Source organism: Dechloromonas sp. HYN0024 (assembly GCF_003441615.1).
Classification (GTDB): domain Bacteria; phylum Pseudomonadota; class Gammaproteobacteria; order Burkholderiales; family Rhodocyclaceae; genus Azonexus.
Map to the genome: position 1 here is coordinate 1,395,600 of NZ_CP031842.1, position 14,410 is coordinate 1,410,009.

At 60.8% G+C, this 14,410-nt stretch carries 13 protein-coding genes; 7 read left to right on the plus strand and 6 right to left on the minus strand.

Features of this window, described 5'->3' with window-relative positions; genetic code table 11:
• Positions 1–132: 132 nt before the first annotated feature.
• The 5 genes from HYN24_RS06585 (at position 133) to HYN24_RS06605 (ending at position 4,824) form a co-directional block, all read left to right on the plus strand.
• Positions 133–1,773, plus strand: a complete 1,641-nt coding sequence (locus HYN24_RS06585; RefSeq protein WP_117608503.1) for a CTP synthase — start codon at positions 133–135, stop codon at positions 1,771–1,773.
• Positions 1,770–2,606, plus strand: a complete 837-nt coding sequence (kdsA, locus tag HYN24_RS06590; RefSeq protein WP_117608504.1) for a 3-deoxy-8-phosphooctulonate synthase — start codon at positions 1,770–1,772, stop codon at positions 2,604–2,606. The genes HYN24_RS06585 and kdsA overlap by 4 nt, the downstream gene beginning before the upstream one ends.
• Positions 2,607–2,679: 73 nt before the next feature.
• Positions 2,680–3,963, plus strand: coding sequence for a phosphopyruvate hydratase (gene eno, locus HYN24_RS06595; protein WP_117608505.1), 1,284 nt, complete (start codon positions 2,680–2,682; stop codon positions 3,961–3,963).
• A 6-nt stretch (positions 3,964–3,969) separates the two neighbouring features.
• Complete coding sequence (ftsB, locus tag HYN24_RS06600; RefSeq protein WP_117608506.1) at positions 3,970–4,254, plus strand: cell division protein FtsB; 285 nt, start codon at positions 3,970–3,972, stop codon at positions 4,252–4,254.
• A gap of 99 nt (positions 4,255–4,353) precedes the next feature.
• The gene (locus HYN24_RS06605) at positions 4,354–4,824 is read left to right on the plus strand and encodes a peroxiredoxin (RefSeq protein ID WP_117610235.1); all 471 of its coding nucleotides are present in this window, start codon (positions 4,354–4,356) and stop codon (positions 4,822–4,824) included.
• 2 nt (positions 4,825–4,826) lie between these two features.
• Here HYN24_RS06605 and nifM read toward each other — a convergent pair whose 3' ends face one another.
• From nifM to nifV, 6 genes are read right to left on the minus strand one after another with little or no spacing between them, the layout of a single operon-like run.
• The gene (gene nifM, locus HYN24_RS06610) at positions 4,827–5,642 is read right to left on the minus strand and encodes a nitrogen fixation protein NifM (protein WP_162888623.1); all 816 of its coding nucleotides are present in this window, start codon (positions 5,640–5,642) and stop codon (positions 4,827–4,829) included.
• A gap of 4 nt (positions 5,643–5,646) precedes the next feature.
• Positions 5,647–6,105 carry a nitrogen fixation protein NifZ gene (locus HYN24_RS06615; protein ID WP_240327750.1) on the minus strand — a complete coding sequence of 153 codons (459 nt, stop codon included), beginning with the start codon at positions 6,103–6,105 and terminating at the stop codon, positions 5,647–5,649.
• The gene (gene nifW / locus HYN24_RS06620; protein WP_117610236.1) at positions 6,102–6,443 is read right to left on the minus strand and encodes a nitrogenase-stabilizing/protective protein NifW; all 342 of its coding nucleotides are present in this window, start codon (positions 6,441–6,443) and stop codon (positions 6,102–6,104) included. The genes HYN24_RS06615 and nifW overlap by 4 nt, the downstream gene beginning before the upstream one ends.
• A 10-nt stretch (positions 6,444–6,453) precedes the next feature.
• On the minus strand, positions 6,454–6,996 hold the full coding sequence (locus HYN24_RS06625; protein ID WP_117608509.1) for a hypothetical protein: 543 nt from the start codon (positions 6,994–6,996) through the stop codon (positions 6,454–6,456).
• Positions 6,997–7,002: 6 nt separating this feature from the next.
• A complete protein-coding gene (gene cysE / locus HYN24_RS06630) occupies positions 7,003–7,788 on the minus strand; it encodes a serine O-acetyltransferase (protein ID WP_205421457.1) in 786 nt (261 codons plus the stop codon).
• A complete protein-coding gene (gene nifV / locus HYN24_RS06635) occupies positions 7,781–8,920 on the minus strand; it encodes a homocitrate synthase (protein ID WP_117608510.1) in 1,140 nt (379 codons plus the stop codon). The genes cysE and nifV overlap by 8 nt, the downstream gene beginning before the upstream one ends.
• 297 nt (positions 8,921–9,217) lie before the next feature.
• Here nifV and HYN24_RS06640 point away from each other — a divergent pair, with 297 nt between their 5' ends.
• Complete coding sequence (locus HYN24_RS06640) at positions 9,218–9,904, plus strand: thiopurine S-methyltransferase (protein ID WP_117608511.1); 687 nt, start codon at positions 9,218–9,220, stop codon at positions 9,902–9,904.
• A gap of 273 nt (positions 9,905–10,177) precedes the next feature.
• Positions 10,178–14,410, plus strand: a complete 4,233-nt coding sequence (locus tag HYN24_RS06645; protein WP_117608512.1) for a LamG domain-containing protein — start codon at positions 10,178–10,180, stop codon at positions 14,408–14,410.

The window sequence follows — 14,410 nt, forward strand, 5'->3', positions numbered from 1 at the left end:
CTACCGCCAGCCTCCGGTTGGCGGGAGATTGGCGGGTGGGGAAGGGTGTTGGCCGCCGGGATTTTGCGCGACACGCTTGGGGATTTTCGCCCTTATCGGCTATGATTCTGCTTTCCCGCAGCCTGTCTTTCCATGACCAAATTTGTTTTCGTTACGGGTGGTGTCGTGTCCTCATTGGGCAAAGGCATCGCCGCCGCGTCGCTCGGGGCCATTCTGGAATCCCGCGGCATCAAAGTCACCCACATCAAGCTCGACCCCTACATCAACGTCGACCCCGGCACGATGAGTCCCTTCCAGCATGGCGAAGTTTTCGTCACGGAAGATGGCGCCGAGACCGATCTTGACCTTGGCCACTATGAGCGCTTCACCAGCGCCAAGATGGCTAAGCGCAACAACTTCACGACTGGCCAGATTTACGACTCGGTGCTCAAGAAAGAGCGTCGCGGCGAGTATCTGGGCAAGACCGTGCAGGTCATTCCGCACATTACCGACGAGATCAAGGACCGCATCAAGGCCGGTGCCGAAGGCGCCGACGTGGCGATTGTCGAAGTCGGCGGTACGGTCGGCGACATCGAGTCGCTGCCTTTCCTCGAAGCCATCCGCCAGATGGGTATCCAGGAAGGTCGCAATAACGTCTGCTTCATGCACCTGACGCTGCTGCCCTACATCCCGACGGCCGGCGAGCTGAAAACCAAGCCGACCCAGCATTCGGTCAAGGAACTCCGCGAAATCGGTATCCAGCCGGATATCCTGCTCTGTCGTGCCGACCGTTCGATTCCGCTCGAAGAGCGCCGCAAGATCGCGCTGTTCTGTAATGTCATGCCGGAAGCCGTCATCGAGTGTCTCGATGCCGATTCGATCTACAAGATTCCGGGCATGCTGCACGAACAGATGCTCGACGAAATCGTCTGCCACAAGCTCAATATCCTGGCCAAGGCCGCCGATCTCACCGTCTGGGAAAAGCTGATCGATGCGATGGAGCATCCGCAGGGCGAGGTGAAGATCGCGTTTGTCGGCAAGTACGTCGATCTGACCGAGTCCTACAAGTCGCTGATCGAGGCGATCAAGCATGCCGGTATTCATACGCGCAGCAAGGTCAATATCGTTTATCTCGACTCCGAAGATATCGAAAAGAACGGCACGGCTGTTCTCGAAGACCTCGACGCCATCCTGGTGCCGGGCGGCTTCGGCCGGCGCGGAACGGAAGGCAAGATTGCCGCCATCCGCTATGCCCGGGAAAGCAAGGTGCCTTACCTCGGCATCTGCCTCGGCATGCAGCTGGCCGTGGTCGAATTTGCCCGTGACGTGGCCGGCATGGCCGAAGCACATTCCACCGAGTTCGTTCACGACACGCCGTATCCGGTTATCGGCCTGATTACCGAATGGCTCGATGCCTCCGGCAAGGTTGAAAAGCGCAGCGAAGACTCCGATATCGGCGGGACCATGCGTCTCGGCGGCCAGGTCTGCAAGCTGGGCGAGGGTACGCTGGCTCGCCAGATCTACGGCGCACCGGAAATCACCGAGCGTCACCGTCACCGTTACGAAGTCAACAACACCCTGCTCGCCCAGCTTGAAGCCAAGGGTCTGGTCGTTGCTGGTCGCGCTCCGGGCACCGACCTGTGCGAAATGGTTGAACTGCCGCATGACGTTCATCCGTGGTTTGTCGGTTGCCAGTTCCACCCGGAATTCACCTCCAACCCGCGTCAGGGTCACCCGCTATTCACCTCGTTCGTGAAGGCGGCACTGGCCAATCAAAAGGTCAAAGGTCAATGAAACTCTGCGGTTTCGAGGCCGGTCTTGACCAGCCTTTCTTCCTCATCGCCGGCCCCTGTACGGCGGAATCGGAGCAGCTCTGCCTCGATGTCGCCGGGCACATGAAAGAAGTCTGCGCCCGACTCGGTGTCCCGTACATTTTCAAGGCCTCCTACGACAAGGCCAACCGCAGTTCCGGCAAGTCGGTGCGCGGTCTGGGTCTGGACGAAGGTCTGCGCATCTTTTCGGAAGTGCAGCGCCAGATCGGCGTGCCGGTCCTTACCGACGTGCATACCATCGAGGACGTTCCTGCTGTCGCCAGCGTTGTCGATGTCCTGCAGACGCCGGCGTTTCTCTGCCGCCAGACCGACTTTATCCACGCTGTCGCGACCTGCGGCAAGCCGGTGAATATCAAGAAGGGCCAGTTCCTGGCGCCGGGCGACATGAAGAACGTCGTCGACAAGGCACGTGAAGTGAACAACGGCGCGGACAACATCATGGTCTGCGAACGCGGCGCTTCCTTCGGTTACAACAATCTGGTGTCGGACATGCGCAGCCTCGCCATCATGCGCGAAACCGGCTGTCCGGTCGTCTTCGATGCCACCCACTCGGTACAGTTGCCAGGCGGGCAGGGCACGACCTCGGGCGGGCAGCGTGAATTCGTGCCGGTACTGGCACGGGCAGCGGTGGCAGTCGGTATTTCCGGCCTGTTCATGGAAACCCATCCCTGTCCCGAAAAGGCCTGGTCGGATGGCCCGAACAGCTGGCCGCTGGCGCGCATGGAAAGCCTGCTGGCGACGCTGGTGGCGCTCGACAAGGCCGTCAAGTCGGCTGGTTTTGAAGAATTGAAGTAAGGCGCTGAACGTTCCTGCTGTTAATAATTTAATTTAAGTTCTTAATTTAACCTTCTGATAATAAGGAAGAAGTATGAGTTCAATCGTTGATGTTGTAGCCCGTGAAATTCTTGATTCCCGTGGCAACCCCACGGTCGAAGCCGATGTCCTGCTGGAATCAGGCGTCATGGGCCGGGCCGCTGTGCCGTCCGGTGCTTCCACCGGCTCCCGTGAAGCTATCGAGCTGCGCGACGGCGATGCTGGTCGTTATCTCGGCAAGGGCGTCATGCAGGCGGTCGAGAACATCAATACGGAAATCTCCGAAGCGATCATCGGCCTCGATGCGCAGGAACAGGCTTTCATCGATCAGACCATGATCGACCTCGACGGTACCGACAACAAGTCGCGTCTCGGCGCCAATGCTATCCTCGCCGTCTCGATGGCAGTGGCCAAGGCCGCTGCCGAAGAATCCGGCCTGCCGCTCTACCGCTATTTCGGCGGCATGGGCCCGATGCAGATGCCGGTGCCGATGATGAACATCATCAACGGCGGCGAGCACGCCAACAACAGCCTGGATATCCAGGAATTCATGGTGATGCCGGTTGGCGCTGCCAATATCCGCGAAGCCATCCGTTGCGGCGCTGAAATCTTTCACGCCCTGAAGAAGCTGCTCAATAAGGCCGGTCATTCCACCGCCGTTGGTGACGAAGGCGGTTTTGCCCCGAACCTCGGCAGCCATGCCGAAGCCCTGCAGATCATCATGCAGGCCATCGAAGTCGCTGGCTACGTGCCGGGCAAGGACGTGCTGCTCGCCCTCGACTGTGCTGCCTCCGAGTTCTACAAGGACGGCAAGTACCATCTGGCCGGCGAAGGTCTGCAACTGACCTCGGCCCAGTTTGTCGATTACCTGGCCAACCTGGCTGACCAGTTCCCCATTGTGTCCATCGAAGACGGCATGTCCGAAGCCGACTGGGACGGCTGGAAGCTTCTCACCGACCGCCTCGGCGACAAGGTGCAGATCGTTGGTGACGACATCTTCGTGACCAATACCCGCATCTTCAAGGAAGGCATCAAGAAGGGCATCGCCAATTCGATCCTGATCAAGATCAACCAGATCGGCACCCTGTCGGAGACCTTCGCTGCCGTCGAAATGGCCAAGCGCGCCGGTTACACCGCCGTGATTTCGCATCGCTCGGGCGAGACCGAAGACAGCACCATCGCCGACATCGCTGTCGGTCTCAACGCCGGCCAGATCAAGACCGGTTCGCTGTCCCGTTCTGACCGTATCGCCAAGTACAACCAGCTCATCCGCATCGAGGAAGATCTGGGCGATACCGCCTCCTACCCGGGTCGCGAAACTTTCTACAACCTGCGCTAACGTTTAATGCGTTGGCTGACGGTCGGCCTTCTCGCAGTCATCGGCCTGCTCCAGTACCCGCTGTGGGTGGGTAAGGGGGGCTGGCTGAAGGTTTGGGAATATGACCGTCAGTTGCAGCAGCAGAAGGAAGTCACCCGCAAGCTGGAAATCAGGAATGCGGGCCTCGATGCCGAGGTCCGCGACCTGAAGCAGGGCTATGACGCCATTGAAGAACGTGCCCGTTTCGAGCTGGGCATGGTCAGGCAGGACGAAACCTTCGTCCAGATTCCGGAAAAAGTTCCCGGAAAATAATTCGTAAAATTCGTCTACCTCGGTAGTCACCGGTATTGGCCTCCGTTAGAATCGTTCGCAGCAGTTGCCCCATGCAGAGCGCTAAAGGAGAACAACATGCTGCTCAAGGTTGGTGAAACAGCCCCCACGTTTTCATTGCCGGATGCCGATATGGAAACTATCGACCTGGCCCGCTATCAGGGGAAGAAGCACATTGTGATCTTCTTCTATCCCAAGGATGGGACCCCCTGCTGCACCAAGGAAGCAACTGATTTTTCCGATCACGAAGACGAATTCCTGCGGCAGGACTGCGTCCTTTTCGGCATCAGCCGCGACGACTGCATGAAGCATGCGGAGTTTCGTGACAAGGAAGGTATCGGCATCGAACTGCTGTCGGATACCGAAGGCACCGTCTGCAAGCAATACGGCGTCTGGCAGGCGAAAGAGGTCGATGGGCACAAGAAGTTTGGCGTTTCCCGATCCACCTTCATCATTGATCGCCGCGGCATCATTCGCCACGCTCTCTACAACGTCAATTACAAGGGCCATGCCCTGGATGTGCTGCGGCTGGTCAAGGAACTGAACGCCTGAGCCTACCGTGGCAGCTGTTTCCTGAGCCACTCACGCTGCGCTTCCCGGCGGCGTTTCTCGCCGAGCTTTTCGATGATGCGCGGGCAGGCTTCGGCAAAGGGAACCAAACCAAAGGGCAGGATTTCGTCGCAGCGCAGGATATGCAGTCCCATTGGTGATTCAAGAACCCCCGATATGTCACCTGTGGCAAGGGTAAAGGCGACCGGCTCAAGTTCGGGAAACAACTGCTGACGCTTGACCGTGCCAAGCTGGCCGCCCTCCATGGCGGTCGGGCATTGCGAATGGCGCAGCGCCGCTTGAGAAAATTTCTCGACCTTTTTCACCGTCGGTCGCAGACCTTCCAGCGTATCTCGGGCGATGGTCTTTTCGACCGGATTGTTGAAGGTGATCAGGATGTGGCGCAGGCGGCGAGCTTCCGGCCGGTCGAAGGCTTCCGGATGCAGCCGATAATAAATTTCGGCATCGACATCGGTGACCGCCGGCACAGCTGAGGCGACCTTGTCGAGGACAGCCTCGATACGCAGATCGCGCTCGACGGCATCGGCCAGCTTGTCGGTATCAAGGCCAATCCGTTCAAGATCGGCGGCCATCTCATCCGGACTGGCATAGCGTTGGCTGATTTCCCTGAGCCGGGTTTTGATAGTCGGCTGGGGGATGACCACGACGGCGGCTTCGGTGCTGGCCAGAATCCGCTGCTCAAGACGGGCCTGCTTGCCGGCGACTTCTCCGAGGCGGGCCAGTTCCGCCTCGCTCAGTGTGTCGGGGGCTTTTTTGAACAGTTCATGGGCCAGTTTCAGTTCGAGGTAGCCGTTCTGCATGGGCTTACTCCCCGCCGTGAAGGGGTTCGAGGATGGTTTCCGGAATCTGCAGGACGCGTCCGGCGAGGCTGTCGAAGTGAATGTGATAGGCGACCCCGCCGGGGGCATCGCGAATGACCTTGATGACTTCGCCAACGGCCCCCAGGGCGACCAGCACCTCACCGCCGACCGACAACTGCCTGGCGGCCCGGACCTTGTCACGGAACTCGAAGCGTGACGGCGTCCATGCTTCCTCCGCGCCGATCAGTTCTTCCTCGCGGCAGCCAACGATCTTGCCATCCTCGATGAAATTGACCGAATAGATGATCTGGTCCTGCAGAAAGGTGCCGACATCGACGACATAGCCGACGCTGCCCCGACGCACCAGCGGTGCGCCCGGTTCGAGGCCGGGATAGGTACCATCGTTGCGCACGTTGCGGGTGAGACGCACGGCCTCACCGTACTCCCACTGAGCATTCATCATGAGCGGAACACCTTGTCGAGGGATACGAATGAACTCATGCCGCCATCCGGCTTGGAAACGTTCTGAAAGACGGCAAATACCTTTTCGGTCAGCGAATCCGAGGTCACGAAGTCCTGATAGGCGCGTTCCAGCCATAGCCGGTAGATGCCGCGCTGCATTTCTTCCTCGGGCGGCAGGTTGGGGGCCTGCTTGCTGAGATAGTCGTGAAAGCGCTGCAGGATGTGCAGGCGATTGACGTGGACGACAGCCGGGTCGTATGGAACAGCGAAGTAGTCGAGAAAGTCTTCGGCGGAAACCAGGTCCTCCATGGCTTCGGCAAGGGTCAGGGTGTCTTCCATGATGGTTTCCTCAGGCGGCAACTAGGGTTAGGGATGGTTCTTCGGCTGGGGCCGGGTTTTCACTCTGGAATTCGTCGACGACTTCCAGTAATTTGGCAGCACCCAGATGGTCGCGGCTGTCGAGCGCGGCAAGTTTGCTCAGGCGGTCACGCGATTCGGCGATGCGGCCAAGGCGCAGCAGGATGACGCTTTCGGCCTTGAGGGCGAGCAGGTAGAAGCGCAGCAGACCAAAGGAAGTGGCTGCCGCCGAGCCGAGCTGGCTCTCGTCGATCAGGCGCCAGTCGTTGGGAATGCCAAGATGGCGGGCCGAAATGCGTTTGGCGTGGTCGGCGACGACCAGCACATCGTCCAGCCGGTGCTGGTAGAAATAGTAGCGATACAGGCTGACCAGTACGGTGAGATGCTCGGGGGCCAGCAGATGGGCGCGTAGCAGGGCCAGTTCGGCGGCCGGATCGCCGTAGTCCTCAGCGGCCTGACTGATCAGACGCTCCGCCGCCGCGGGCAGTTCGTCCTCGAAGTAGAGCTTGCAGTCGGAGAAGTCGAGCAGGTCCATGGTGGCTCAGTTCAAGGGGTGCATGGATTCGTGCTCGCAGCACAAGTCGCCGGCGCTACAGGTGCGGCACTCGCCGCTATGGTCGGCCGGCGGTGGTTCATGGCGGACTTCGGCCAGTTCCTTTTCGAGAATCTCGATACGCTCGATGAGGCAGGCAATCGACTTGGCGACCGGGTCGGGCATCAGGTTGTGGTCGAGGCTGATGCCATTGGCCGGGCGTGCCGTACCGATCCGGGTGTCGACGATCCGGCCGGGTACGCCGACGACAGTCCGGTCGGCCGGCACATCCTTGACGACGACCGAGTTGGCGCCGACGCGCACCCGTTCGCCAATGGTTATCGGCCCGAGAATCTTGGCCCCGGCGCCAACGACGACACCGTCGGCCAGCGTTGGGTGGCGTTTCCCCTTGTTCCATGACGTGCCCCCCAGCGTCACCCCGTGATAGAGGGTGACGTCATCGCCGACCTCGGCCGTTTCGCCGATGACGACGCAGGCCCCGTGATCGATAAAGAAGCGATGGCCGATGGTGGCGCCGGGGTGGATGTCGACATTGGTCAGCATGCGGCTGAGGAAAGACAGGAAGCGTGCCGGAAAACGCCAGCCGTTTTGCCACAGCCGGTGCGACAGGCGATGGGTGAGGATGGCATGGACACCGGGGTAGGTGGTCAGCACTTCGAGCCTTGAGCGGGCTGCCGGGTCGCGCTGGAAAACGCAGGCCAGGTCTTCCTTGAGGGTTGCCCAGAGGCCGGATTGCGGCAGTGCAGTGGCGGTCATGGTCATCGCTTCAGACATGGGGTTGGCTCCGGATGGAGGCTAGAAGGTCGCGCAAGTCGGACACTTCCGGTGGATGCTTGTGTTCGGCGACAAAGGTGCGCACCCGCGGCAGCATTGCCTGCGCCTCGACTTCGCCGAGTTCGAAGCCGAGTCCGGCGTAAACCACCTGCACGGCGCGCGAACCGGAATGTTTGCCAAGAACGATGCGGTGTGACTGGCCGACTTCCTGCGGGTCGAAGCCCTGGTAATTGTCCGGGTGCTTCAAAAGGCCATCAACGTGGATGCCGGCTTCGTGGGTGAAGGCACCGGCACCGACCACGCTCTTCTGCCACGGCACGGCACGACCGGAGGCGCTGGCGACCTGGCTGGAGAGGGCGGGAAAGCCTTTCAGGCTGACCCCGGTATCAATGCCGTAAAGTTTAGTCAGGCCGAGAACGACTTCTTCGAGTGGCGCATTGCCGGCCCGTTCGCCCAGGCCGTTGACCGTGGTATTGACGTGCGTCGCCCCGGCCTTGCAGGCAGCCAGCGTATTGGCCGTGGCCAGCCCCATGTCGTCGTGGGCGTGCATCTCGATTTCAAGGCCGGTATGACGGCGCAGGGTGCTGATCCGCTCGAATGTGCCGAAAGGTTCCAGAATCCCCAGCGTGTCGGCAAAGCGCAGGCGGCGGGCACCGGCCCGTTCGGCCGTTTCGGCCAGGGCGCAGAGAAAACTCATGTCGGCGCGCGAGGCATCCTCGCAGCCGAGGCCGACTTCAAGGCCGAGGCTGAGCGCCGCGCCGATGTATCTGGGCAGTTCGCGCAGCAGCCAGGCGCGGTCCTGCTTGAGCTTGTAGGCCAGATGCTGGTCGGAGGACGGCACCGAAATATCGATGAGATGGGCACCAAGACCGGCGCAGGCGGCGATGTCGGCCGGGTGCATGCGGCTCCATACCATCAGGCGTGGGGCCAGCTTGAGGTCGGCGACGGCGCGGATCGAGTCGCGCTCCTCGTCACCCATGGCCGGAATCCCGACTTCCAGTTCCGGCACGCCGATGGCGGCCAGCTGGCGGGTGATGTCCAGTTTTTCGCCCAGCGAAAACGCCACGCCGGCCGACTGTTCGCCGTCGCGCAGGGTGGTGTCGTTGATGGTGACGAAAGCCGGGTTGGTCATGGAATTCTCCTCGCCAGTCTTTCAGCAAGGATGGTGCCAATCTATAAGTTATTGAAAAAAAAGAATAGTTTTAATTGGCCTGGCTCGATGTGGGGCCAATGTAGCGAACGCGACAATTCACCTCGTCGCGTCGATCCGGTAATTTTGGTGATAGGCTGATTGCTACCGGGCAGCCCGACTGTCCCAAACGCGCGAGTGCCTTTTCGGCCTGCATGGCTCTTCTCACGAAGCGTTGTGTCTTTCGATCAGTAACTTTTTCTGATTCAGCAAGGCAGCATTCGATGCAAGGAGTCGGCCATGACCGGGCGCGACAATGAACTCTGGCAGCAGTCCTGGCGCGACCGCGAGATTGCCTTTCACCAGCCGGTAGTCAATCCCTATCTGGTCAGGTTCTGGCCGAATTTTCAACTGACCGCGGATGACCGGGTATTTGTCCCGCTCTGCGGTAAAAGCCTCGATCTGCTCTGGCTGGCCGGGCAGGGGCATGCCGTGATCGGCGTTGAACTGAGCCCGCTTGCCGTCCGTGCTTTTTTCCGTGAAAGCGGGCTGCAGCCGACGCGCCGCAAGATTGGCAAATTCACCCGCTGGGAACATGGCCGGATCACCATCCTGTGCGGCGATTTCTTTGACCTCAGTGCGGCCGATCTGGGCGATATTTCCATGGTTTTCGACCGCGCTGCGCTGACTGCCCTGCCCGATGATCTGCGGGGGGCCTATATCGCCCAGCTTCGCCACATCCTGCCTGACAGCAGCCGGATGCTGCTGCTGACCACCGAGGACCCGGAGGAGGGTGAAATGCAAGGCCAGCCGTTTGCCGTGGCCGACGAAATTGCCAGCCTGTATTCCGGCGCTTTCGATATCGAGCTTAGCCATGTCGAAAGCGTCTTCGAACCCGATCCCGACCCGGCCGTCAAACTGCCGGTCAGGGTTGAGCAGAAGGTCTATCTCCTGACGCCAAAGTTACCGTCTTCCGCCGCGGACTGAGGCCCTGCCGGCGCCGCGGCATGGCCGGGCGGCGTTTGCCCATCGGTTGGCGCAGAGGCCGGCATGCCGGCTTGTCCGGTTGTTTCCCATACTCACTACCGGTACTATGTGAACATTCGCGCCAAGCACCCGCAGTGCTTGTAACCAGCAGGGGAACGATGATTCAGCAAGGTCCTTTTATCGGCAGTCAGACAATGGCATCGAGCGTGTTCCGTCGCCGCTTGGCGCTGTCTGCTGCCTGGCAAGTGGACGCCGTTCAATGAGGGGCAAGCTTTGAACCGTCTGTTTTCGCGTTGCGCAAAATCCTGGCCTGTTCATTTCCTGTGTCTGCTGGGTTTCCTCTTTGTGCTGCTCGGCGTGACCAAAGCTCATGCGGCTGGCTACACGCCCAGTATCACCACGGCCTATCCTCAGTTGACCATTAGTAACACTGCCCCCATGGTTCCGTGGTATGGCGGCAATTGCGGCAATACCCTGGCGACGGCCAGTCCCTACGTGGCCTGCGACGACGGTTTGTCACCGGTACTGCCCATCGGTTTCAGTTTCTCTTTTGCCGGCACCGCCTATACCACCTGGAGTATGTCCAGTAATGGCGTGATTTTCTTTGAGACCGGGGCGGCCGGCACGGGCAGTACAGGTGGGAACTCGTACACGCCCAGCAACCTGCCGACCGCAACATTTTCTGGCAAGCCGGCGCTCATGCCGTTTTGGGCCGACTTGTTCAAGAATGCCAGCGCCACTGGCGTTCTCGATATTACCAGTGCGTCTCAACCTGCCTCTGCCAGCTTCATCCAGTACCAGACTGTCACCGTGTCGGGCGTTCAGGTGCTGGTGATCCAGCTTAAGAAAGTCGGCTACTATGGGGCAACGGGTACCCTCGTCAATATGCAGATACAGCTCTGGGCGACCGGTCAGGTTGTTTATTCCTACGGCAGCATGGCCGTATTGGCAACCAATCCCGCGTTGCGCATCGGCCTGCAGTACCCCGGTGGTGGCTGTAACACCCTGGCCAATAACCAGAGCGCCTCGCTAAGTAATCAGTCATACGTGTATGTCTGGGACATCGCAGCCAATACTTGCCCGGTCCTGCCTACGGTAAATCACTACGAGATTCGCCACGATGGTGCTGCCACCCTGTGTGCCGAGCCAATTAGTGTGTTGGCCTGCTCGGGGGCGGCGCCCTGTGCGCCGGCCAATATCATTACGACGCAGATCATTAACGCGTCGGTGACGGCGACGGCAGCTGGCGCAGGTACGCCCACTATCACACCGGTCAGCTTCACGCTGCAGCCATCAACGCCGATAGAACCGGTCAACCTGACCTGGCCTGCCGGCAGTGCGGGCACCTCAACATTGGGTATTCAAGCGGCCTTGGCGCCCAATACCCTGGCCTGCGCCAACGTCGCAGGTACCGCAACCAGTGCTTGCACCATCGCCGTAAGCAACACCACATGCATACCGCCACCGCATCACTACGAGATCCAGGGGCCGGCCACCGGCCGGACGTGCACCAAAGAGAACTTCACCATCAAGGCCTGGGCCGATGCCGCGCAGACCACCGCCTACACGGCAGCGGCGGCAGTCGGCACGCTGACGGCGACGGGCAATGCCGTTTCGATCCCCAACCTCGGGGCATTTTCCATCGCAGCCGGGGCCAGTACGGTGAATATCTCGCCGATTACCTTCCCGGCAACGGGTTCGACCACCTTCAATGTCACGGCGACGCCGGCGCTGGCGGGTGCTACGACCTGTAATTTCGGCGGTTCCACCTCGTGTACCCTGCCGGTGGCCGCCTGTTCGCCCGATGTCCTTTATCGTTTCGATGAAGGCAGCTGGACAGGGGCGGCCAATGAGGTGCGTGATTCCTCCGGCAATGCCCGGCATGCCAGTCTGTACAAGCGAAACTCGCTGGGCGGCGTGGTCGCCACCTACCCGACGAAGATATTCCCCCCCAATGGCAAGAAGTGCAGTGCTGCCTATTTTGCCCCGCAGGCCACTACCGGCGTGAACAGCACGGTCAAGACACCGATCGTGCCGGGCGACCAGGGGACCGTGCATTTCTGGTATAAGAGCGATCAGGCGTGGAGCGGCACCGGCGCGAAAAGCGCCACGCTTTTTGATGCCACCACCAGTACCGCCGCCAATGCGGTCATGCCGTTCTACCTGGGCAAGAGTGCCGGTGGCGGCCTGTATTTCTATACGGTAGACAGCAGTTCAACCCAAAAGGCCATCTCGGGATGGTTGCCCGGCTTTGTCGGTTTCAGCTATGCGGCCGGTGTTTGGCACCATATCGCTGCAACCTGGGACTTGCGTGCCGGCCAGAATGCCCTCGCCATCTACGTTGATGGTGTGCAGACGACAAGTACCGGGATCGTCGCATCCGGTAGCAGCGGCATTTTTACCCCGTGGAAATCTGGCGATACCTTGTCTATCGGCGACGCCCGCGCGCCCGATATCGACGTCACGGCGGTAGGCGCGCCGGGCTTATCCGTCGACAGTGCCAACGGGGCCATCGATGAGTTCTACTACTATCCCTACGCGATCAGTCTGGCCCAGATCATTGCCGACCGCGATTCGGCTACCCCGACCTGTACTCCCGGTCTGCACCATGTCCAGATCGAACATGCTGATGGTGCCGGGATCACCTGCTCGCCATCGACGGTGACTCTCAAGGCCTGTGCCGATGCGACCTGCTCAACGCTGTATACCGGCGGCGATGTCACCGGCACCATGACCTCCTCCGGGGGGGCTGCCAACTGGGTGGGGGGGACGTCGTTCAGCATTGGCGTCTCCGGCACTGCCACCAAGGATGTCCAGGTCACCACGACGACCGCAGCGACCCTGGGTGCCACGGTGACGACCCCGACGGGAACGACCAACAGCACAACCTGCCTGTTCGGCGCGGCAACCGATTGCAAGTTTACGTCTGTGGACGCCGGTTTCATTTTCGACGTCCCCAACCATGTCGCCGACCTCAGCCAGAGTGTGAATATCAGCGCCGTCAAGAAATCGGACAGTAGCCTGGCCTGTGCCCCGGCCTTCGCCAGTGTCAGCAAGACCGTTAACTTCAACTGCAGCTATACCAACCCGTCGACGGGCACCAAGCCGGTGATAGTGGGCGGCACCAATGTCAGTTGCGGCACGGCGAGTGGCGTTTCGCTGGCCTTCGACGCGACCGGCAAGGCGGCCACCACGGTGCGCTATGCCGATGTCGGGCAGATGAGTCTGACCGCGAATTTCACCGGCACGACGGGCAGCACCGATGCGGGTCTGGTCATGAACGGTAGCGACACCTTCATTGCCGCGCCGAAGAGTTTTTCCGTCGCTGTCAGCGGTTCGCCCTATATTGCCGGTTCTCCTTTCAACGCCAGGGTCACGGCGCTCAACAACAGTGGCACGGTCACCCCGAATTTCGGTCTGGAGACACCGGCCGAAGGTGCGACCCTGAGCTTCTCGCGCTGCCAGCCGACCGGCGTCGGTACGGTGGATGGCAGTTTTGCCGGCTCCCTCGGTGCGTTCTCCGGTGGGGCGGCCATTGCGAATAACCTGATCTGGAGCGAAGTCGGCAATGGTGATGTGGTGGCGACCCTGACCGCCAGCAGTTATCTGGGCTCCAGTGTGGCTGTGGCGACCGGCAATACCAGTTCCAACGGGACTGTCTGCAATGGGGGGGCTGGCGCCGTCGGGCCATTCCGGCCGGGTTATTTCGACACCGTCGTTACGCCGGGGTGCAGCGCCGCCTTCACCTATGCAGGACTGACCGGAAAACTCGCAGGCCAGCCATTTACCGTCAAGGTCAAGGCCAAGCGCACCGGCGGCGATTCGAGCGACGGGACCAACACCGTGAACTATGCTGGCGCGACGTGGGCCAAGGCGGTCACCCTGTCCGATGCGGCAGCCGTTCCGGTGGGCACCCTGACCAATACCGCCATCCCGGCCACCGCATTTGTTTCAGGGATCGCCACGGTCAGTACACCGACCTATACCTTCGCCGCCAAGCGCGCACCTTACTCGCTGGCGATCCGCGCCGTCGATACCGATACGGTCACGTCCAGCGGCCATGCCGAAGGGGTTACCGACGTGCGTAGTGGCCGTCTGCGTCTGTCGAATGCCTATGGTTCGGTGTCGCCGATCTACATGCCGGTCGAGGCGCAATACTGGAGCGGGCTGTCCTGGGTGAAAAATATTGGGGACTCCTGCACCACGACGACGGGTGGCACGCCGCAGGTGACCTTCGCCGTAGCGCCGGCGAGTACCGGCTGGATACTCACCCCGGCGGCTTTCGCCACGGGGCAGATGGGTTCGATACTGCCATCAGGGCCGACCGGAATAAGGATCGTCAAGCCGCCACCGGGGGCCACAACCATTACCGCGACTGTGCCTGACTGGCTCAAGTGGACCTGGGGCGGGGTAGCGACACCGGTTGCCCCCTCGGCCAATGCCAATGTTGGCATTTACGGTACGCCGGAAAGCCGGCGGTCGGTCCATGTCCGGGAACTGTACTGA

What these genes read in the sequence shown, in the direction of transcription:
- HYN24_RS06585 (WP_117608503.1), top strand. Translation starts at nt 133, where the DNA reads ATGACCAAATTTGTTTTCGTTACGGGTGGTGTCGTGTCCTCATTGGGC.
- nifW (WP_117610236.1), bottom strand. Translation starts at nt 6,443, where the DNA reads ATGGAAGACACCCTGACCCTTGCCGAAGCCATGGAGGACCTGGTTTCC.
- HYN24_RS06625 (WP_117608509.1), bottom strand. Translation starts at nt 6,996, where the DNA reads ATGGACCTGCTCGACTTCTCCGACTGCAAGCTCTACTTCGAGGACGAA.
- cysE (WP_205421457.1), bottom strand. Translation starts at nt 7,788, where the DNA reads ATGTCTGAAGCGATGACCATGACCGCCACTGCACTGCCGCAATCCGGC.
- eno (WP_117608505.1), top strand. Translation starts at nt 2,680, where the DNA reads ATGAGTTCAATCGTTGATGTTGTAGCCCGTGAAATTCTTGATTCCCGT.
- ftsB (WP_117608506.1), top strand. Translation starts at nt 3,970, where the DNA reads ATGCGTTGGCTGACGGTCGGCCTTCTCGCAGTCATCGGCCTGCTCCAG.
- kdsA (WP_117608504.1), top strand. Translation starts at nt 1,770, where the DNA reads ATGAAACTCTGCGGTTTCGAGGCCGGTCTTGACCAGCCTTTCTTCCTC.
- HYN24_RS06640 (WP_117608511.1), top strand. Translation starts at nt 9,218, where the DNA reads ATGACCGGGCGCGACAATGAACTCTGGCAGCAGTCCTGGCGCGACCGC.
- nifM (WP_162888623.1), bottom strand. Translation starts at nt 5,642, where the DNA reads ATGCAGAACGGCTACCTCGAACTGAAACTGGCCCATGAACTGTTCAAA.
- nifV (WP_117608510.1), bottom strand. Translation starts at nt 8,920, where the DNA reads ATGACCAACCCGGCTTTCGTCACCATCAACGACACCACCCTGCGCGAC.
- HYN24_RS06615 (WP_240327750.1), bottom strand. Translation starts at nt 6,105, where the DNA reads ATGATGAATGCTCAGTGGGAGTACGGTGAGGCCGTGCGTCTCACCCGC.